The 19,644-nt window shown below is 71.8% G+C and carries 17 protein-coding genes; 12 read left to right on the top strand and 5 right to left on the bottom strand.

What is annotated here, in order from left to right; all coding sequences use genetic code 11:
* A partial coding sequence (locus WD794_03785) for a hypothetical protein (GenBank protein ID MEX2289432.1) occupies nucleotides 1-580 on the bottom strand: 580 nt, incomplete at its 3' end.
* 347 nt (nucleotides 581-927) lie between these two features.
* On the opposite strand from WD794_03785, the gene groES reads away from it, so the two are divergent.
* On the top strand, nucleotides 928-1,236 hold the full coding sequence (gene groES / locus WD794_03780; protein ID MEX2289431.1) for a co-chaperone GroES: 309 nt from the start codon (nucleotides 928-930) through the stop codon (nucleotides 1,234-1,236).
* 81 nt (nucleotides 1,237-1,317) lie between these two features.
* A complete protein-coding gene (groL, locus tag WD794_03775) occupies nucleotides 1,318-2,937 on the top strand; it encodes a chaperonin GroEL (GenBank protein ID MEX2289430.1) in 1,620 nt (539 codons plus the stop codon).
* 213 nt (nucleotides 2,938-3,150) lie between these two features.
* Here the strand turns inward: groL and WD794_03770 are convergent, their stop codons facing one another.
* Both WD794_03770 and WD794_03765 read right to left on the bottom strand, forming a co-directional pair.
* Nucleotides 3,151-4,407 (bottom strand): M15 family metallopeptidase, encoded by a 1,257-nt coding sequence (locus WD794_03770; protein MEX2289429.1) that lies wholly within the window; start codon nucleotides 4,405-4,407, stop codon nucleotides 3,151-3,153.
* 155 nt (nucleotides 4,408-4,562) lie between these two features.
* Nucleotides 4,563-4,853 carry a WhiB family transcriptional regulator gene (locus WD794_03765; GenBank protein MEX2289428.1) on the bottom strand — a complete coding sequence of 97 codons (291 nt, stop codon included), beginning with the start codon at nucleotides 4,851-4,853 and terminating at the stop codon, nucleotides 4,563-4,565.
* 191 nt (nucleotides 4,854-5,044) lie between these two features.
* Here WD794_03765 and WD794_03760 point away from each other — a divergent pair, with 191 nt between their 5' ends.
* From WD794_03760 to WD794_03730, 7 genes are all read left to right on the top strand, one after another.
* Entirely contained in the window at nucleotides 5,045-5,986 is a 942-nt protein-coding gene (locus WD794_03760; protein ID MEX2289427.1) for a hypothetical protein, read from the top strand.
* 122 nt (nucleotides 5,987-6,108) lie between these two features.
* Nucleotides 6,109-6,705 carry a hypothetical protein gene (locus WD794_03755; GenBank protein ID MEX2289426.1) on the top strand — a complete coding sequence of 199 codons (597 nt, stop codon included), beginning with the start codon at nucleotides 6,109-6,111 and terminating at the stop codon, nucleotides 6,703-6,705.
* Complete coding sequence (locus WD794_03750; GenBank protein ID MEX2289425.1) at nucleotides 6,702-7,334, top strand: response regulator transcription factor; 633 nt, start codon at nucleotides 6,702-6,704, stop codon at nucleotides 7,332-7,334. Before WD794_03755 ends, WD794_03750 begins: the two co-directional genes overlap by 4 nt.
* Nucleotides 7,335-7,373: 39 nt before the next feature.
* A complete protein-coding gene (shbA, locus tag WD794_03745) occupies nucleotides 7,374-7,943 on the top strand; it encodes an RNA polymerase sigma factor ShbA (protein MEX2289424.1) in 570 nt (189 codons plus the stop codon).
* Nucleotides 7,940-8,893 (top strand): hypothetical protein, encoded by a 954-nt coding sequence (locus WD794_03740; protein MEX2289423.1) that lies wholly within the window; start codon nucleotides 7,940-7,942, stop codon nucleotides 8,891-8,893. The genes shbA and WD794_03740 overlap by 4 nt, the downstream gene beginning before the upstream one ends.
* A gap of 39 nt (nucleotides 8,894-8,932) precedes the next feature.
* Nucleotides 8,933-11,593 (top strand): IMP dehydrogenase, encoded by a 2,661-nt coding sequence (locus WD794_03735; protein ID MEX2289422.1) that lies wholly within the window; start codon nucleotides 8,933-8,935, stop codon nucleotides 11,591-11,593.
* Entirely contained in the window at nucleotides 11,590-12,759 is a 1,170-nt protein-coding gene (locus tag WD794_03730; protein MEX2289421.1) for a GuaB3 family IMP dehydrogenase-related protein, read from the top strand. The genes WD794_03735 and WD794_03730 overlap by 4 nt, the downstream gene beginning before the upstream one ends.
* Here WD794_03730 and WD794_03725 read toward each other — a convergent pair.
* Complete coding sequence (locus WD794_03725) at nucleotides 12,756-14,987, bottom strand: S8 family serine peptidase (GenBank protein MEX2289420.1); 2,232 nt, start codon at nucleotides 14,985-14,987, stop codon at nucleotides 12,756-12,758. The two genes, WD794_03730 and WD794_03725, sit on opposite strands and share 4 nt — an antisense overlap.
* Before the next feature lie 78 nt (nucleotides 14,988-15,065).
* Here WD794_03725 and guaA point away from each other — a divergent pair, with 78 nt between their 5' ends.
* The 3 genes from guaA to WD794_03710 are packed head-to-tail and all read left to right on the top strand — an operon-like array spanning nucleotide 15,066 to nucleotide 18,957.
* Nucleotides 15,066-16,646: a glutamine-hydrolyzing GMP synthase gene (gene guaA, locus WD794_03720; protein ID MEX2289419.1), complete on the top strand. Its 1,581-nt coding sequence runs from the start codon at nucleotides 15,066-15,068 to the stop codon at nucleotides 16,644-16,646.
* Entirely contained in the window at nucleotides 16,643-17,854 is a 1,212-nt protein-coding gene (locus tag WD794_03715) for a hypothetical protein (protein MEX2289418.1), read from the top strand. Before guaA ends, WD794_03715 begins: the two co-directional genes overlap by 4 nt.
* A gap of 50 nt (nucleotides 17,855-17,904) precedes the next feature.
* Nucleotides 17,905-18,957 carry a DNA cytosine methyltransferase gene (locus WD794_03710; protein ID MEX2289417.1) on the top strand — a complete coding sequence of 351 codons (1,053 nt, stop codon included), beginning with the start codon at nucleotides 17,905-17,907 and terminating at the stop codon, nucleotides 18,955-18,957.
* Nucleotides 18,958-18,974: 17 nt separating this feature from the next.
* Here WD794_03710 and WD794_03705 read toward each other — a convergent pair whose 3' ends face one another.
* Nucleotides 18,975-19,637, bottom strand: a complete 663-nt coding sequence (locus WD794_03705) for a GntR family transcriptional regulator (protein ID MEX2289416.1) — start codon at nucleotides 19,635-19,637, stop codon at nucleotides 18,975-18,977.
* Nucleotides 19,638-19,644: the final 7 nt, after the last annotated feature.

The following is a 19,644-nucleotide window of genomic DNA, read 5'->3' as shown; positions in this document are numbered from 1 at the left end:
CGGGCGCGGGCTTGGTGGCGGGCGCGGGCTTGGTGGCGGGCGCGGGCTTGGTGGCGGGCGCGGGCTTGGTGGCGGGCGCGGGCTTGGTGGCCGGTGCGCGATTCGCCTGCTCCGGGAGAGCCGGGGCCTTGGCCTTGGCCGCCTCGGACACCGCAGCACCGTCGACGCCGTTGGCCTTGGCCGCCTCGGACACGGCAGCACCGTCGACGCCGCCGTTGCGCGCGTCCGCACTCACGGTGGAGCCGAAGCTGCCCTCCTCCGGCGCATCGACCTCGCCCTCCGGTGCCTCGACCTCGCCCTCCGGCGCCTCGACCTCGCCCTCCGGCGCCTCGACCTCGCCCTCCGGCGCTTCGACCTCGCCCTCCGGCGCCTCGACCTCGCCCCCCGCGCCGGCGATGCCGGTGGTCGTGTCCTCGGCGCCGGAGCCGTCCACCGACGACGGGGCGGTCACCGAGGGCTCGTCGGACAGGCTCGGGACCGGCAGCACGCCGGTGGCGCCGGCGGTGCCGATCACGGCGGCTGCGGCGGCGGTACCGACGGCCGCCTGGGTGGCCACCCCTGCAGCCGTGAACTTGGCCATGAGGGTAGCGAGAAGAGTGGCAGACATGAGCGTTCCTCCAGTTCGACGGCCCCGATGCCTTCGAGAGGCCGGTGGCTCTGCTGACCGCCGTCGCCGACGGGTCGCCATTTCGTTGGCGGCGAGTGCCGCTCGACAGTGACATCGTCACCGCACCGGCGAAACGTTTCACCTTCCAGGCAGGATGACGAAAAGGGACCAGACGGGTAGGGCCGGACGGCTCAACACCGGCCTCAGTTGTGCGGCTGGCACTCGACGGGCTAGAGTGCCAACAGCAGCTCGGCCCCTGACCCCCGCGACGGCAGGACGCCGGCTCCGCCCACGCCCGTTCTGTTGCTCAACCAGGAGGCATCGTGACTACTGCGACCAAGGTCGCCATCAAGCCGCTCGAGGACCGCATCGTGGTCCAGGCGAACGACGCGGAGAGCACCACCGCGTCGGGGCTCGTCATCCCGGACACGGCCAAGGAGAAGCCCCAGGAGGGCACCGTCCTGGCCGTCGGACCGGGTCGCTTCGAGGACGGCAAGCGCATCCCGCTCGACGTCAAGGTCGGCGACAAGGTGCTCTACAGCAAGTACGGCGGTACCGAGATCAAGTACTCCGGCGAGGAGTACCTCGTGCTCTCCGCCCGCGACGTGCTCGCCGTCATCGAGGGCTGAGACCACCCCTACCCACGCTTGAACTGACGCCCCGGCACCCCACGCGGGGGCCGGGGCGTCGCTCTTCTGGAAGGAACACGCATGGCCAAGACCCTCGCTTTCTCCGAGGACGCCCGCCGCTCGCTCGAGCGCGGCGTGGACGCCCTCGCCAATGCCGTCAAGGTGACGCTCGGCCCGAAGGGCCGCAACGTCGTGCTCGCCAAGGCCTACGGCGGCCCCACCATCACCAACGACGGCGTCACCATCGCGCGTGACGTCGAGCTCGACGACCCGTACGAAAACATGGGTGCCCAGCTCGCCAAGGAGATCGCCACCAAGACCAACGACATCGCGGGTGACGGCACCACCACCGCCACCGTGCTCGGCCAGGCGATGGTGCACGCCGGCCTGCGTGCCGTTGCCGCTGGCGCCAACCCGATGAGCCTCAAGATCGGCATCGACGCCGCCGTCGAGGCCGTCCACGAGGCGCTGCTCAAGGCGGCCACCGAGGTGCTGACCCACGACGAGGTCGCCGCGGTCGCCGCCATCTCCGCCCAGGACGCCCTGGTCGGCCAGCTCGTCGCCGAGGCGATCGACAAGGTCGGCAAGGACGGCGTCATCACCGTCGAGGAGAGCCAGGCCACCGGCCTCGAGCTCGAGCTGACGGAGGGCATGCAGTTCGACAAGGGCTACATCAGCCCGTACTTCGTCACCGACGCCGAGCGGATGGAGACCGTTCTCGAGGACGCTTTCGTGCTCCTCGTCAACGGCAAGGTCAGCGCGCTGGCCGAGCTGCTGCCGCTGCTCGAGAAGATCGTGCAGGCCCAGAAGCCGCTGCTCATCGTGGCCGAGGACATCGACGGTGAGGCGCTGTCGACGCTGGTCGTCAACGCGATCCGCAAGACGCTGAAGGTCGCCGCCGTCAAGGCGCCCGGCTTCGGCGACCGCCGCAAGGCGATGCTCCAGGACATCGCCGTGCTCACCGGCGGCCAGGTCATCTCCGCCGAGGTCGGTCTCAAGCTCGACCAGGCAGGCCTCGACGTGCTCGGCAAGGCCCGCACCGTCACGGTCACCAAGGAGCTGACGACGATCGTCGACGGCGGCGGGTCCACTGCCGAGGTCGCCGGCCGCGTCGCGCAGATCAAGCAGGAGATCGAGAACAGCGACTCCGACTGGGACAAGGAGAAGCTGCAGGAGCGGCTCGCCAAGCTCTCCGGCGGAGTCGGCGTCATCAAGGTCGGCGCCCACACCGAGACCGAGCTCAAGGAGCGCAAGCACCGGCTCGAGGACGCCATCTCGGCAACCAAGGCCGCGATCGAGGAGGGCATCGTCCCCGGTGGTGGCGCTGCGCTCGTGCATGCCGCCGGCGTGCTCGAGGGCGACCTCGGGCTCGAGGGTGACGAGCGCACCGGCGTGCGCATCGTGCGTTCCGCGCTGGACGAGCCGGCCTACTGGATCGCGGCGAACGCCGGTATGGAGGGTCGGGTCGCCGTGAACCGGGTCCGCGAGCTCGGTGCCGGTCAGGGCCTCAATGCCGCGACCGGAGAGTACGGCGACCTGGTCAAGCAGGGCATCGTCGACCCGGTGAAGGTCTCCCGGAGTGCCGTCCGCAACGCGGCCTCGATCGCCAGCATGCTGCTGACGACCGAGACGCTCGTCGCGGACAAGCGCGAGGAGCAGCCGGCCGACGCCGGCCACGGCGGCCACGGGCACGCGCACTAGCGCGGGTCTGGTTCGCTCGGCTCTGCCGAGATCCCGCTCGTACGACGGCCCGGTACCCCTTCTGCGGGGTGCCGGGCCGTCGCGCGTCCGGAGGTCTGGTTGCCGCCGCGGGTGTCCAGCGCCGTCGAGCCTGAGCAAGATCTTCGGAACATCCACAGGACCCTGGCCCTGTGGATGTTCCGAAGATCTTGGTCTCGTGTCGATGCCCCGGGATCAGCGCCTGGGGGTCTTGATCAGTGCAGCCAGCTCGAAGTGCATCGGGTCGGTGTACTGCCAGTCGCCGCCCCAGCGAAAGCCCCAGCGCTTGAAGATGTTCACGACCTCCGGGTGCATGGTCCCGGCGATGCCCCGGTAGTTCTTGGAGGCGTCCATGTCGATGGCGATGCCCCAGGTGTGCAGCGAGATGGAGTTCTCGGGGTTGCGCTCGATGAAGCGCGGGACATAGCAGCCGTCGTACGTCGACAGCGTGTGCGCCAGCCCCGCGTCGACTACGTCCTGGAGGGCGCCGCGCAGCTGCGGGATCATCAGCCGGTGGCAGCTCACCCGGCCCATGATCGGGAGGGTCGTCGTCTGGATGTTGCGCCGGACCCAGGCGGCGTCGGGCTGGATCGTGCCGTCGGGGTAGTAGCGGTAGGAGAACGCACCGAACGCCTTGGCAGCGCGACTGCCGGTCAGGAACGCGACCGGGTTGGCCGCCGGCGGCGTGAGCAGGTCCACAGCCGCGCCGTCGCCGGTGACGGCCCTGACCTTGCCGGCCAGCGCGACCGGGTCCATGCCCTTCGGGGCCGTGAGCAGCATCCCGGTAGCGGACGGCAGGCCCAGGGCCCGGCCGGTCTCGCTGTCGACGATCAGGTCGCTGCCGGGCACGCCGGTCGTGGCCAGCGCGCCGAGACGCAGCGGCAGGTCCGGCCCTCCGGCCTTGGCAGCGACCCGCACCTCCTTGCCCAGCGCGAGCGCGAGGGCCTTGGCTCCCTCGTGAGAGGCGACGGCCTCGCCGCGGGCGACGGCCTGCCAGACGGCATCGGACTCGGCGGTGCCCTGCGCCGCGAACGTGCGGAACGTCGAGGGATCCACGCCGACGGCCCGGACGTCCTTGCCGCCGATGCGGACCGTGCCGGTACGGAAGACGACGTGACCGCCCTCGGTGGACAGGCCACCCAGTTTGTCGACAGCGGTGGGGGAGAAGGTGCGGGGGCCCGCGACGAGCACGTCGGGACGCAGCCGCTGACCCAGCGGTTTGACGGCAAGCGCGACCGGCGGTCGGGCCCGGGCCGCGGCGGTGGCCGGTGGTGCGGCCGAGGCGGCCGGGGAGGCAGCGGCGTGCAGCGCCTCCGCGGGGGGCTCGACCGATTGCGGCCCGCCGGTCGAGCAGCCGGCCAGGAGGACCATGCCGAGCAGCGCCGCCCAGCGCGCTCCGCGAACCGGGACCCGCAGCCCGGAGTTCGCTGGACGATCGGGCGGGAAGGACACGGCAGGACGCTCCCGGTGGGGCCGGCGGACGAGCAGAGCCCCGGGCGGGGACTCGCTGCGACCAGACGATACGGGAACGTGACGGTCAGCGCAGGCCCACTGTCACAGGGCGGTCCCGGGCGGTGTCAACTGGCCGCAGGGCTGCCCGGGCGGTGTCAGCTGGCGGCAGGCACCTGCTGCGCACCGGCGTCCTCGCGGTCGTGCTCGGACATCCCGCCCCAGATCCCGTACGGCTCCCGGACGCTGAGTGCGTGCGTGCGGCAGGCGAGCAGCACGGGGCATCCGGCGCAGACGGCCTTGGCGGCTGCCTCGCGGCCGGCTCTGCGCGGCCCCCGTTCGCCCTCCGGGTGGAAGAACAGCGAGGGATCGTGGCCGCGACAGGCGCCCTTCAGCTGCCACTCCCAGACCTCGACCTGCGGCGCAGGCAGGCGCGAGATGTCCGTCATGAGCTGTCCCCTCTCTTCGGGAGCCGGGATCGAGGGCTCCGTCTGGGTCGTGCCGGAGCACGTCACGACTTCTCCTTCGTCCAGGGACGCCGAGGGGATGGGGAGGAGCCGGCTGCGTTTCTGCGCCGGTCGCCCCCGGCTCTCCCAGCTGCTCTCCCGCGCCGCTCGGCGCGGCCGATTACCCTGCGCCCGTGACCGAACCCGGGGACCTCACCCGCCTGCTCGCCAGCGGAGAGCACGCCGCCTTCCACGGCAAGCCCGCCGCGGCCGTGGGTGTCCTCGAGCAGGCGGTCGTCCTCGCCCAGTCGCAGGGGCGTTCGGCCGAGATGGCCGCCGCCGGCTGGCTGCTCGGGGTGGCCCTCGCCGCCGGCGGTCGGTACGGCGGTGCGCTCACGGTGCTCTCCCCGCTGGTCGACGCCGGGCGCGTCCCGGACGCACGGCCGGAGAGTCGGCTGTTCGCGGCCCTGGCCGCCGCCACGATCGCCAGCGTGCACCGCCAGCTCGGCCGGCATGCCGTCGCCCGCGCCTCCGACCTGGAGGCGCTCGCCCTGACCGACGGTGCGGGAGAAGCGGCGTTCGACGCGTTGGTCGGGCTGGCCTCCGACGCCGTCGGGCTGGACGAGCCCGACGAGGCCTCCGGGCGGCTCGAGCAGGCGCGGGCCCTCGTCCCGAATCGTGCCGACGAATGGTGGCGCCAGCGGGTCCGGCTGGGGTGGGCCGAGGCCGAGGTGCAGCTGCTGGACGGGCAGGTCGACGAGGCGGTGGACACCGCCCGGGGCGCGGTCGACCGGGCAGAGCAGGCGCGCGCGCCGCGGCACGTCGCGAAGGGACTGCTCATCCTGGGCATCGCGCAGGTGAGCGGCGGGACCTCCCGCGAGGCCGGCCGCGACGGGGATGCGGCAAGCACGCTGCGGAGGGCGGCGACGCTGGCCGAGTCGCTGGGCACCGTCCCGCTCGTCTGGCCGGCCCGGGCGCTGCTCGGCGCGCTGATCGCGGAGGACGACGCGGCGGAGTCGGTCAGGAGTCTGGCCACCGCGCGGTCGGCCGTCCTGACGCTGGCTGCCGATCTGCCGCCGGGTGTCCGAGCCGACTGGCTCGCCCGTCCGGACATCGCCACCCTGCTGGAGGGCTGAGCCCGACCAGTCCACGCACGGGAGCGCTCACGTCCGGGGGTCCACCTGCCGATGGCTTGTACAGAGCCGCGTACCGGGCGCAGGCTGTGCACACGAGGACGGGAGTGCCGATGCTCGACGCGATGCCCGTGCCCGTGCCGACGCAGGCGCGCCTGGCCCCGCCCGACGCCGGGTCGCTGCTGGCGGCGGCCGACGCCGATGCCGACGCCGTCGCCGACCGCCTGCACGATGGTGCGCTCCAAGCCTTGTTGGTCGCCCGCTACGCCGCCGACGCCGCCGTCCGAGGCGCCGACCCCGCACTCGCGCGCGAGGCGGTCCAGGACGCCCTGGTCACGCTGCGCCGGGCGGTCTGGCAGTTGCGTCCCCGCGGAGGTGAGGACCTGCCGGTCGCGCTCGCCGACCTGTCGGCCCAACGGGCCCAGGCCGGTGCACCACCGCTCGACCTCGCGCTGGACAGTTCGGTCGCGGCGGCTCTCCCACCCGCCGCCCGCCGGGCCGCGTACCGCTTCGTCCAGGCCGCGGCGCCGGCAGCCGGTCCGGCGGCCGTTCGGCTGACCCACGAGGGCGACTGCGCCCGGCTGTCGGTCACCGGCATCCCTGCCGACGTCGCCGGCTGGACCGCCCGGGCCGCCGCACTCGACGGCCGCTTCGAGGTCTGCGGCGCCACCAGCCGACTCGTCCTCCCCCTGACCCGCTCCGAACCCGAAGGTGACCGATGACCACCGTCCTCATCTGCGACGACCACCGGATCGTCCGGGAGGGCCTGCGGCAGTTCGTCGCGGGTGTCCCCGGCGTCAACCGCGTCGACACCGCCGCCAGCGGCGAGGAGGTGCTGGCCCGGTACGAGCACGAGCAGCCGGACCTGGTCCTCATGGACGTACGGATGCCCGGTCTGGGTGGCCTGGAGACCACCCGGCGGCTCGTCGCTGCGCACCCGACGGCCAAGGTCATCATGTTGACCGCCGCCGACGACCGCGAGCAGGTGGCAGCCGCCGTCTCCTCCGGCGCTCGGGGCTATCTGCTCAAGGACGTCAGTCATGAGGAGTTGTGCGCCGCCGTCGCACATGCCCTGGACGGTGCCGACCTCGTGGAGCCCTCGCTGCGTCGCGCCCTGAGCAGCGCCCGCGACGCGTCGCGCAGCACGCCGCCCGGAGGCCAGCTCACCGAGCGTGAGCTGCAGGTACTGACCGGCATGAGCCAAGGCAAGAGCAACGGGCAGATCGGCAAGGACCTCTACCTGTCGGAAGACACCATCAAGACCCATGCCCGCCGGTTGTTCCGCAAGCTCGGGGTCAACGACCGCGCGCAGGCCGTGGCGCTGGGCTTCCGCCGCGGCCTGGTCAACTGAGCGGATGTAACAGTGCGCGGCCTCGGCACGACATCCCAGGTGGTGGACGAAGTCTCCGCACTGGTCCCTCCCGCACGCAGGGGAGAGCCGGTGGCCGTGGAACAGCTCCTCGCCCACCTGCGCCCCGGAGTCCTGCGCTACTGCCGCGCCCGGCTGGGGCGCACCGCCGGTACGTACGAATCGGCCGATGACGTGGCCCAGGAGGTGTGCATGGCGGTGGTCAAGGCGCTGCCCGGCTATGTGGACAAGGGCGCGTTCAGGGCGTTCGTGCACGGCATCGCCGCCCACAAGGTCGCCGATGCCCAGCGCGCCGCCTACCGCGACCGCAGCGACGCGACCGACCGGCTGCCCGACCGGGCCGATCCGGGCGCCGGGCCCGAGGACCAGGTGCTCGCCGACGAACGGGCGCAGGCGGCGCGAGCACTGCTGGACCGACTGCCACCGGCGCACCGGGAGATCCTGCTGCTACGCGTCGTCAGCGGTCTGACCGCCGAGCAGACCGGCCAGGCGCTGGACATGACTCCCGGTGCCGTCCGCGTCGCCCAGCACCGCGCGCTGTCCCGTCTCCGCACGCTCGCCCAGACCGCCGGACTGGAGGTTGTCGCATGACCGACGACGACCCGCTCGACCTGGTTCAGGTGGCTGCCGACGAGGCGGCGCTGGAACGCGCCCGCACCGCCCGCGCCGCCGGCGACGACGACCCCGGGCTGTCGCTGCTGGTCGACCTGCTCCGCGACGTCAGTTCGCAGACGCCGCAGGCTGCGCCCCTGGGACACGGTTCCTCCACGGTGCTGACCCTTGCCAGCGAGTCGACGCCGGACCGGCGGCTGGTCCGCAGCGGCGGCGTCGTCGCGCTCGTGACGGCGGGCGTGCTCACGCTCGGCGGCGTGGCGGCAGCGAGCACACTGGTACCGCAGGGCAACCCGCTGCACGGCCTCGGAACGGTGGTGCGCGCCGCGGCCGGCGCCGTCGTCGGCGCGGTCACCCTGCCCGAGCCGCCCCCCGGCAGCTCCGAGGACTCCCGTCCCGCTGCCGCGCCCGTTCCGTCGACCGGTACGCCGTCGCCCGCCGTCGCGGCGCCGGCCCCGCCCGGCGCGGCTCGTACGCCCGCTCCCGGTTCGACGGCCGCGGCCGTCGCCCGCTCGCAGGCCGCCGCCCGGCAGGTGACTGCACTGCTCGACGCCGCCGAGGCGCTGCTGGCGGACGGTCGCACGGCCGCCGCCCGCGCCCGGCTCGACACCGCCGAGCGCCGGCTGGCCGAGGTGCTGCCGGCCGATGCCGACCCGCTGGCGCAGCGGCTCGCCGAGCTGCGGAGGCGTGCCGACGAGGCGTCCGCCCAGCCGGCTCCCGCGCCTGCGTCCGAGCGGCCGAAGCCCGACACGAAGCCGGCGAAGCCCGATGCCAAGCCGGACGCGAAGCCGGACGACAAGCCGGACGCGAAGCCCGCCGCCGAGCCCGACGCGAAGCCCGACGACAAGCCCGACGCAAAGCCGGACGCGACGCCGGGGCAGCCCCAGCGCACGTCGCCGGTGCGCACAAAGGGGCGCAGCGGCGGCTAGAGTGAATTGCCTCCCCCCCTGCCGACCGGGAAGGCGCAGATGATCCCCTCCGAGGAGCCCGCGGCGGCGGACCGGGACGCCTACGACGCGAAGTTCCCGATGCTGGGGCTGACCTTCGATGACGTCCTGCTCCTGCCCGCCGCCAGTGACGTCATCCCGAGCGAGGCCGACACCACGACCCGCCTGTCGCGCGGGATCACCCTGCGCACCCCGCTGCTGTCGAGCGCGATGGACACCGTGACCGAGGCTCGGATGGCGATCGCCATGGCCCGGCAGGGCGGCGTCGGGGTGCTGCACCGCAACCTCTCGATCGAGGACCAGGCTACCCAGGTCGACCTGGTCAAGCGCTCCGAGGCGGGCATGGTGACCAATCCGGTGACCTGTTCCCCGGACGACACCCTGCTCGACGTCGACCGGCTGTGCGGCCGCTACCGGATCTCCGGCCTGCCGGTCGTTGACGGCACCGGGGTCCTGCTCGGCATCGTCACGAACCGCGACACTCGCTTCGAGACCGACCAGTCGCGCCGGGTCACCGAGGTCATGACGCCGATGCCGCTGGTGACCGCGCGCGAGGGCGTCAGCGGACCGGATGCCCTGGCGCTGCTGCAGAAGAACAAGATCGAGAAGCTGCCGCTGGTCGACGGGGCGGGCCGGCTGCGTGGGCTGATCACGGTCAAGGACTACGTCAAGCGCGACCAGTACCCGCTCGCGACCAAGGACGCCGATGGCCGGCTGGTGGTCGCGGCGGCGGTCGGCGTGGGCGACGAGGCGTTCAAGCGCGCGATGGCCCTGGTCGAAGCCGGCGTCGACGCGGTCGTCGTGGACACGGCCCACGGGCACGCCAAGGCCGTGGCCGACATGGTCGCGAGGGTCAAGACCTCGGCCGCCGGTGTCGACGTCATCGGCGGCAACATCGCGAGCCGGGCCGCCGCGCAGGCACTGATCGACGCCGGCGTCGACGCGGTCAAGGTGGGAGTGGGGCCGGGCTGCTTTGCCGCCGGGACGCGCGTGCTGATGGCCGATGCGACCTACAAGTGCATCGAGGACGTGGTCGAGGGGGACCGCGTCATCACCATGCACGGCAAGCCCGCGACAGTCCTGAAAAGCTGGTGCACCGGGGTGCGGGAGGTCATGGGATTGCGCCACGTCGCCTCCGGTGACATGACGTTCGCGACGTCGGATCACCGCTTCTACACCGGCGACCTGTCCTCCGTGAGCCCCGCGACCGTCAGCTCCCGCGGCTACGCCAAGGCGCTCGCCCAGCCGACCAGGAGCGGCCAGTCTGAGCTCGACTGGAAGGAGCTCGGAGATCTCGGGCGAGACGTCCTGCTGACCCCTCGCCACGTCGCGTTCGAGTTGCCGGACGGCTTCGAGATCAGCTTGGCGGACCACGCCGTCCGTACCCAGCGGCAGCTCGACCGCTACGAGCGCATCATTTCTCAGACGGAGGATCTCGGGTTCCTGCTCGGCACGTTCCTCGGCGACGGCCACGCTTTCGTCAACGGCAGCGGCCGCTCGGACATCGGGCGTGTCTCGTGGTACTTCGGCGCCCATGAGGTGGAACTCGCCGAGCGCCTGAGCGACGTCGTCGCGCGGGTCACGGGTGTACGTCCTGTCGACGGCGGAGTCAGGGGCGGGTGCCGGCACCTGCACCTGTATTCCCTCCAGTGGGCTCGGCTGCTGGCGCGCTGCGGCAAGAAGACCGACAAGCACCTGCCGGCGGAGTGGATGTGCACCGACCAGGACTACCTGCGCGGTCTGCTCGAGGGGCTGATTGCCTCGGACGGCTTCGTCGAACAGGGCGGGCGCCTGGTCTTCCGTAACACCTCCCGCGCTCTCGTCGAGTTGTTCGGCGTGCTCTGTCTGCTCGTGCACGGGACGCTCCCGAACGTCGAGCCGGTCGCGGCCTCGGCGGGCGGGCTGCCCGGCGTCAGCGACAAGGACTGCCCGCCGTCCTACCGCTCCCGGCTCAACGTCTCGCACGACCGTCGTCACCTCGACCAGTACGCCGCGGTGAAGGTCCTCGAAACTCTTCGGCCCGGGATGCGGCTGCCTGTCTACGATCTCGAGATCGACGACGACAGCCACAGCTTCATCGCCGACAACGTCGTGGTCCACAACAGTATCTGCACCACCCGCGTCGTCGCCGGGGTCGGCGTCCCGCAGGTCACGGCGATCTTCGAGGCGGCCCGCGCGGCCCGCCCAGCGGGCGTGCCGGTGATCGGCGACGGCGGGCTGCAGTACTCCGGCGACATCGCCAAGGCGATCGCCTGCGGCGCCGACACGGTCATGCTCGGCAGCCTGCTCGCCGGCGTCGAGGAGAGCCCCGGCGAGACGGTGTTCGTCAACGGCAAGCAGTACAAGAGCTACCGCGGGATGGGTTCCCTCGGTGCGATGCGCTCACGCGGGCAGGGCCAGTCGTACAGCAAGGATCGGTACTTCCAGCACGACGTGCTGTCCGACGAGAAGCTCGTGCCCGAGGGGATCGAGGGCCAGGTGCCCTACCGCGGTCAGCTCGCCTCGGTGGCGCACCAGCTGGTCGGCGGCCTGCGGGCGGGCATGGGCTACTGCGGTGCCGCCACGATCGGCGCGCTCCAGGACGCGCAGCTCGTGCGGATCACCGCCGCCGGGCTGAAGGAGAGCCACCCGCACGACATCCAGATGACCGTCGAGGCCCCGAACTACGGGAGCCGGAGCTGATGGCCGAGATCGAGATCGGGATCGGCAAGAGCGGCCGCCGGGCGTACGGCTTCGACGAGATCGCGATCGTCCCCTCGCGCCGCACGCGTGACCCCGAGGATGTCTCGCTCGCGTGGGAGATCGACGCCTACCGCTTTGAGCTGCCGCTGGTCGCCAGCGCGATGGACGGCGTCGTGTCGCCCGCCACGGCTATCCGGATCGGCGAGCTCGGCGGCCTCGGGGTGTTGAACCTCGAGGGTCTGTGGACGCGGTACGACGAGCCGGAGCCGCTGCTGGCCGAGATCGCGTCGCTGCCCGAGGAGCGGGCGACGACACGGATGCAGGAGATCTACGCCGAGCCGATCAAGCCCGACCTGATCACGGCGCGGGTCAAGCAGATCCGCGAGGCCGGCGTCACGGCGGCGGCCTCGCTCACGCCGCAGCGCACCGTGCAGTTCGCGCAGACGGTGCTCGACAGCGGCGTCGACCTGTTCGTCATCCAGGGCACGGTCGTGTCGGCCGAGCACGTCTCCTCACGCTCGGAGCCGCTGAACCTCAAGCGCTTCATCGCCGACCTCGACGTGCCGGTGCTGGTCGGCGGCTGCGCCACCTACCAGTCGGCGCTGCACCTGATGCGGACCGGAGCCGCCGGGATCCTCGTCGGTGTCGGCTCGGGTCAGGCGAACACCACCCGCGGCGTGCTCGGCCTCGGGGTGCCGATGGCGACCTCCGTCGCCGACGCGGCCGGCGCCCGCCGTGACTACCTCGACGAGTCCGGCGGCCGCTACGTCCACGTCATCGCCGACGGCGGCATGCGGACAGGCGGTGACGTCGCCAAGGCGATCGCCTGCGGCGCCGACGCCGTGATGATGGGCAGCCCGCTCGCGCGCGCGAGCGATGCGCCCGGTCGCGGCTGGCACTGGGGGCACGGCTCCTACCATCCCGAGCTCCCGCGCGGCACCCGGGTGAGCCTGCAGCCGGTCGGCACGATGGAGGAGGTGCTGGTCGGCCCGGCGCGCACCGACGAGGGCACCACCAACCTGTTCGGCGGGCTGCGCCGGGCGATGGCCATGACCGGCTACAGCTCGATCAAGGAGTTCCAGAAGGTCGAGGTCATGGTGGCGCCGACCGTGACGACGGAGGGCAAGAGCCTGCAGCGCGCTCAGTCTCGGGGGATGGGCGCCTAGCGGTTGCCGGGGTTCTTGCCCTTGCCCTTGCACGGCTTGCCGTTGGGCCGGGTGCACTCCTGCGCCGGCGGCTCCTCGTCGGACCCGTCGAGGACGGGGTCGCTGTTGCAGACCGACCACGCGGGGGTGGCGCCGCCGTCGGGCGCGCGGTCGACCGCCGCGACGTAGACCAGCCCGCTGCCGAACGCGCCCAGGCCGGCGGTGACCAGGCCGTAGGAGTCGCTCACGGCGGGCACGGCGTCCGGGTCGGTCGTCTGGTCGACCGGGATGGCCGGGCTGCCGACCAGCTCGAGCGGGACGATCCAGGAGATCGTGCCGCCCTTGCCCGCGGTGAAGGTGCCCTCCACCGGGGCCGTCGTGCCGGCGACCAGCCGGTTGCGCGTCGCGTCGAACTCGCCGACCACGTAGTTCCCGCCCGGCTCGTTGTGCCAGACCGCGTAGCGCACGCCGTCGCTGCTCACCCACGTGACGTAGTGGTTGGTCGTGGTGCTGCCGGCGACCGGGGTCACGGACAGGTCGGCATAGACGGCGGTGACGGCCAGGCCGCCCTCGACGGCGGCGAAGTCGAGCTGGGTGAGGTCCTGGCCCGGGGCGGGGATGCCGGTCACCGGGGCGGCCGCGTCGCCGGCCGGGTCGGCCACCAGCGCGGTGCCGTCGCCGCAGCGCGGCTCCAGCGGGGCGGCCGGCTCCTGCTCGGCCACCTCCGCGCCCTGGACGGCGCCGACGGCGGCGAGCACGTCCACCAGGCCGTGGCCCTTGTCGAAGGAGGTGGTGGTGCCGTCGGGGTCGCGCGGGTCGCTCTCGTACGGCGCTCCGGCGGTGAACTTGTGGGCGGAGTCCTCGAGGATGTCCTCGACCTCGGCCGGCGTCAGGGCAGGGTCCGCCTCGAGCAGCTGGGCGACGACACCCGCGACGTACGGCGAGGCCATCGACGTCCCGCTGATGGTCTGGTAGTCGCCCCCGTCGAACGACGGCGCGCCCTGGCAGATCACCAGCGAGCGGCGACAGGCCGAGGTGATCTTGTCGCCCGGCGCGGCCAGGTCGGGGTAGGTCTCGTGCTTGCCGGCCGCGCCGCGGGAGCTGAAGCCCGACAGTGCGTTGTCCGGGTCGCCCGTCTGGCCGTCGTCGTAGCTGGCGACCATGAGGACGCCACCGGTGGGGTCCATGGCCGGCGGGTTGGTGGTCGCGATCTTCCCGTCGCCGCCGGAGTTGCCGGCCGCCCAGACCGCGACGACGCCCTTGTCGACGAGCGCCCGCTGGATCTGCACCGCGGCGCTGTTCTCGTCGAAGGTGTTGCCACCCTCGCGCGGCGTGGCCGGGCCGTAGGAGTGGTTGGTCACGCGGATCGGAGGGCAGTCCGGGTCGACGTCGGAGGGGGTCTGGTCGGCCGCGGGCCGGCAGGGGTTCTGCTGATGCTCCAGCACCCAGTTCTGCGCGGCCGCCGCGTCCAGCAGGCCGATGGCGGCACCGACCGACAGCCCGACGAGCGTGGCGCCCGAGCCGGAGCCGCGCAGCTCGGTGCCCGCGGGCGAGGTGGTGGCGACCGGCGTGCCGGCCGCGATGCCCGCGACGTGGGTCCCGTGGCCGCCGACCGAGATCGTGTCCGTGTCGTTGCTGGGCACCTGCTGGAAGCAGGTGCTGTTCGTGCTCGGGACGAACGTGATGCCGCAGGCGTTCTTGCGGTTCTGCACGACCTTGCTGCGGCCGTCCTCGCCGAAGAACGGGTGGGTGCCGTCGATGCCGGAGTCGATGACGGCGATGGTGACGCCGGTGCCGTCGACGGGGCTGCCGTCCGGAGCCGTGTAGGTGGTGAACGCCTCGTCCGCGCGGGTAGCGGCGTGCGCGGTCTGCAGGTCGTAGGACAGCGGCGTGTCGCCCTCGACGTACAGCACGCCGGGCTGCTCCCGCAGCGCCTGCACCTGCACCGGGGTGCCGACGCCGACGGCGATGTCCACCAGGGCCCAGCGCTGCTGGACCTGCAGGCCGACGGCCTCGGTCGCGGCGACGGCGGCGTCGATCGACGTGCCGCGCACCATCACGCGCAGGACGGTGTCGGCGGGCACCCCGGTCAGGTGCTGCTCCAGCCAGGGCTGGAAGGCAGGGGGGCTCGGCTGGACCGCCGTGCCCGTCGACGGCGCCACACCGGTCGGTGCGGAGGCGTGGACGAGGGCGGGTGAGGCGAGCAGGGCGGCGACGGACAGCAGGGTCGCGCGGCGCGTCAGGCGCATGGGTCTCCAATGCAGAGGTGAGGGCCCTGCCCTGTTCGCCGTACGGCGGGCGGTTCCTCCCCCGGTAGCCTGTCGAAGGTGAACCCGCCCCCGGCAGCTGATGCCGACACTGTCCTGGTCGTCGACTTCGGGGCGCAGTACGCGCAGCTGATCGCCCGGCGCGTGCGCGAGTGCCACGTCTACTCCGAGGTCGTCCCGCACACGATCACCGCGGACGAGATTCGCGCCCGCGCGCCCAAGGCCGTGATCCTGTCCGGCGGGCCGAGCTCGGTCTATGCCGAGGGAGCGCCGCAGCTGTCCGCCGGCTTCTTCGACACCGGCGTCCCGACCTTCGGCATCTGCTACGGCTTCCAGGCGATGGCCGCCTCCCTCGGCGGCACCGTCGCGCAGACCGGCACCGCGGAGTTCGGGCGTACGGCGCTCGCGGTCGTCGATCCGGGGGTGCTGTTCAGCGGGCTGCCCGGCGACCAGGCGGTGTGGATGTCGCACAACGATGCGGTCGCGCAGGCGCCGGAGGGCTTCCGCGTCACCGCCTCGACGCCGCAGACGCCGGTGGCCGCGTTCGAGGACGTCGCGCGCGGGCTGTACGGCGTGCAGTTCCACCCCGAGGTGCTGCACAGCGAGCACGGCCAGGAGGTGCTGAAGCGCTTCCTGCTCGAAGGCGCCGGCTGCCGGCCGACCTGGACGATGGTGAACATCGTCGAGGACCAGGTGGAGCGGATCCGGGAGCAGGTCGGCGACAAGCGCGTCGTCTGCGGGCTGTCCGGCGGGGTGGACAGCGCGGTGGCGGCGGCGCTCGTGCAGCGCGCGGTCGGGGACCAGCTGACGTGCGTGTTCGTCGACCACGGGCTGCTGCGCAAGGGCGAGGCCGAGCAGGTCGAGCAGGACTTCGTCGCCGCGACCGGTGTGGACCTGCACGTCGTCGAGGCGAGCAAGACCTTCCTCGAGGCGCTCGCCGGCGTCACCGACCCGGAGACCAAGCGCAAGACGATCGGCCGCGAGTTCATCCGCGCGTTCGAGGCCGCGGCGCGCGAGATCAGCGCCGATGAGCCGGTGGAGTTCCTCGTGCAGGGCACCCTCTACCCCGACGTCGTGGAGTCCGGCGGTGCCATCTCGGGAGACGCCAGCGGTGCAGCCAACATCAAGAGCCACCACAACGTCGGCGGTCTCCCGGAGGACCTGCAGTTCTCGCTGGTCGAGCCGCTGCGCACGCTGTTCAAGGACGAGGTCCGCAAGGTCGGCATCGAACTCGGCCTGCCCGAGGCGATCGTGTGGCGCCAGCCGTTCCCGGGCCCCGGGCTCGGGATCCGCATCATCGGCGAGGTGACCCAGGAGCGGCTGGACCTGCTGCGTCAGGCCGATGCCATCGCTCGGGAGGAGCTGACCGCCGCCGGGCTCGACCGCGACGTCTGGCAGTGCCCGGTGGTGCTGCTCGCCGACGTCCGCTCCGTCGGCGTCCAGGGCGACGGGAGGACGTACGGCCACCCCGTCGTCCTGCGTCCGGTCAGCAGCGAGGACGCGATGACCGCGGACTGGTCGCGCATCCCGTACGACGTGCTGGCGACCATCTCGACGCGCATCACCAACGAGGTGCGCGAGGTCAACCGGGTGGTGCTCGACGTGACGAGCAAGCCGCCGGGGACGATCGAGTGGGAGTGAGCCACCGCTCAGACCACGGCGCGAGCATCGCCGGTAGGTCGTATGCCCGTGCCTACCGGGTGCAAGCGCGCGACGACCTTGTGGATTTCCTGCTGGACGCGGTCGCGGAGAGCGGCGCCCGTCTGCTCTTCGTGAGTGCTTCTGCCATGGCTCCGCTCTACATGGGCCTGGAGGTTGCTGAGGAGGAGCGGCTGGGCCTGCTGATCTATCCGTTCAGGTGCAACCCACCGCCGATCAAGGGTCGACCGGTGGACGAGCACCGACTGCAGGTCCGGTACGGCGGCGAGAGGTCGTGGACGGGCGAGCATCCACTCGGCACCGACGTCGCACGCGTGGATGTGACGCTGGTGCTCGGGCTTCATCTTGCGGCCGGCATCTTTATCGGGTTGGACCCGGCGCTCTACAACCCCTTACCGATGGGCATCAGCGTCGAGTTCAAGCAACATCAGGTGGACGAGGTGCGAGCAGACGGCTGGTCTGTGTGGGAGCGTGTCAACCGGGGCGGGACGCGTCGGTCCCGGCCACGAGCCCGGAACCAGCTCGAAACGGTCGTCGGCTTCCTCCCGGAGCGGCTCATCGACTACGTAAAGCTTGAGCGAGAGGCCTCCACGCTCGCCCTGGACCCACCGCTGCGCTACCGCGCAGCAGAGGCGGTGAAGAGCCGTCCCCACCGTCGCCGGGGAACGCGCCACACTCTGGAAGAGGAGTTTGGACTCGATCACGTCGCGCTCCTCGACATCATCTCCGATCGGGGGCGGCTGAAGGTTGCGGTTCGCGGCGGTGTTGCAGAGCACCACCTGCAGCACCATCTGCAAGGGGATCCCCAGGTGCTCTCCGTGGATCAGGTGGACCGAGACGGCCCACCTGACTTCGAGGTGGTCCTCCGCGACGGCCGACGGCTCGCGGTCGAGTGCAAGAACGCGAGTCCGCACGTGTACGCGCGCGCCGATGGCCCGGTGGATGCTGTGGGCGACGCCAAGGTGGAGGTCCAGAAGACTCGCGCCCAGAAGGGCGACCCGGCCGGACGGCTGTACCGACCTGGCCAGTTCGACGTCCTTGCCGCCTGCCTCTTCGCCAGCACCGGACTCTGGGAGTTTCGGTTCCGGCGATCGAGCAGCCTACTCCAGGACACCGCTCACACCGACCGCATCGCACCGGTGCAACGCATCAACCGGCACTGGTCCCGCACGATCAGCGAGGTCCACTAGCGCCGACGTGCCTCCCGGAAAATGTCCGGGCGCCGTGGCAGGGTGACGGTATGGTTGACGGCGACACCCTCTCCTTGTTCTCCGGCGCGGGCGGGCTCGATCTGGGCGTGGAGCAGGCGGGTTTCTCTGTTGCTGCGGCGTTGGAGATCAACGCCGACGCCGCCGATACGATGGAGAAGAACTTCCCCCACCTGGCCAGCGTCGTCCGCGACGACATCATGTGTGTCAGCACAAGGGATCTTCTTCGGCGGGCGGGGTTTGGAGGTCGCGAACGCCCTCGGCTCTTGATCGGCGGGCCTCCGTGCACGCCCTTCTCGAAATCGGGATTCTGGCTCGACTGGAAGCGGGCAGGGCTGGACCCGAAGGCCAGCCTGCTGCAGGCGTACACGCGCGTGCTGGCCGAGGCGCGGCCCGAAGCTTTTCTTCTCGAGAACGTGTACGCGCTGACGTACAACAACCGACAGAGCGGACCGGCTTTCCAACGGCTGCTCCGCGAGGTCGACGAGGCGGGCTACCGGAGCACCTGGTCGGTCCTCAATGCGGCCGATTTCGGTGTGCCCCAGGCCCGCCCGCGCCTGGTGCTGGTCGGCGTTCCGAAGGGGAGGCCGCTTCCGGAGCTGCCCACGCCGACGCATGGCGGGCGCTGGGAGCGGCGCCGCATCGGTCATGCCACGAATCCGCATGTCTCGACGGGGGAGGCACTGGCAGATCTCGATGCACCCGCAGAGCCCGAAGAGGCGGTGACCGGCCGGTACGGGCACTTGCTTGCGGACATCCCGCCCGGCGGGAACTACCTGCACTACACCGAGAAGCGCGGGCACCTGCAGCCGCAGTTCGAGTGGCGGAGTAGGTACTGGTCGTTCCTGCTGAAGTTGGACCCGCAACGGCCATCGCCGACGATCCAGGCGCAGCCTGGTCCGTACGTAGGTCCATTCCATTGGGAAAACCGACGGCTACGCGTGCCGGAGCTTCGTCGACTGTTCGGATTCCCCGATGACTTCACCTTCGTCGGATCACGAACCTCGGTGCAGGCACAGTTAGGGAACTCCGTCCCCCCGCCGCTGGGTCGATTCGTTGCGGAGGCCATCGCCGCCGTCCTGTAGTAGCAGGACGTGGCCGGCTATTCCGCCTCCTCGTTGTGGAAGAGCAGCTGCTCCACCAACGCGCGGTAGTCATGGTAGATCTGCCGGTAGCGCGCGATGGCCGCCGCCTTGTCATCGTGCTCCAGGCGCTCGAGCGTCTCCTCGTAACCGACCAGCCACACGTTCCAGAGCTCGCTGTCGGCCGCCAGGGCGAGCACCCGTAGCGTCCGGGCCACGACCAGGTCGATGTGGGTCTGCAGCTCGCGGTTGCCCGCTGCCAGGATCACGATCGTGCTGAAGTCGGCTCCCGCGGCCGAGGCGGCGACGACGTTGTCCGACCGCAGCCCCTCCCGGAACTCCTCGAGTCGCTGCCGCATGAGGGTGAGGTGGGTCTCGGTGACGTTCTCCACGCCCCACTCGAAGCCGGCGCAGGCGAGCACCATCATCACGTCGATCAGCTCGAGCGCGTTCTTCCCGCTGACGCCGGTCACGTGGCGGGTCCGGTTCGGGGCGATGTCGATCAGCCCCTCCGCGGCCAGCTGGGCGATCGCCTCCCGGACCGGGGTGATGCTCACCCCCAACCGGGCGGCGAGCTCGGCGTCCTTGATCAGCATCCCCGGCTTGAGCTCGCCGGTCACGATCTCCTGCCGGAGCTGACGCAGGACCGCCTCACGCCGGGTCAGCGGCACGCTGAAGGACATGGTCGCT

Source organism: Mycobacteriales bacterium (genome assembly GCA_040902655.1).
Classification (GTDB): Bacteria; Actinomycetota; Actinomycetes; order Mycobacteriales; family SCTD01; genus SCTD01.
This window is presented reverse-complemented; position numbering and strand designations above follow the sequence as displayed.

Bases quoted from the DNA above. Each gene is read 5' to 3' on its own strand.
- WD794_03765 (MEX2289428.1), bottom strand. From the start codon at position 4,853: ATGACGGACATCTCGCGCCTGCCTGCGCCGCAGGTCGAGGTCTGGGAG.
- WD794_03725 (MEX2289420.1), bottom strand. From the start codon at position 14,987: ATGCGCCTGACGCGCCGCGCGACCCTGCTGTCCGTCGCCGCCCTGCTC.
- groL (MEX2289430.1), top strand. From the start codon at position 1,318: ATGGCCAAGACCCTCGCTTTCTCCGAGGACGCCCGCCGCTCGCTCGAG.
- WD794_03705 (MEX2289416.1), bottom strand. From the start codon at position 19,637: ATGTCCTTCAGCGTGCCGCTGACCCGGCGTGAGGCGGTCCTGCGTCAG.
- WD794_03755 (MEX2289426.1), top strand. From the start codon at position 6,109: ATGCCCGTGCCCGTGCCGACGCAGGCGCGCCTGGCCCCGCCCGACGCC.
- WD794_03735 (MEX2289422.1), top strand. From the start codon at position 8,933: ATGATCCCCTCCGAGGAGCCCGCGGCGGCGGACCGGGACGCCTACGAC.
- WD794_03710 (MEX2289417.1), top strand. From the start codon at position 17,905: ATGGTTGACGGCGACACCCTCTCCTTGTTCTCCGGCGCGGGCGGGCTC.
- WD794_03750 (MEX2289425.1), top strand. From the start codon at position 6,702: ATGACCACCGTCCTCATCTGCGACGACCACCGGATCGTCCGGGAGGGC.
- WD794_03740 (MEX2289423.1), top strand. From the start codon at position 7,940: ATGACCGACGACGACCCGCTCGACCTGGTTCAGGTGGCTGCCGACGAG.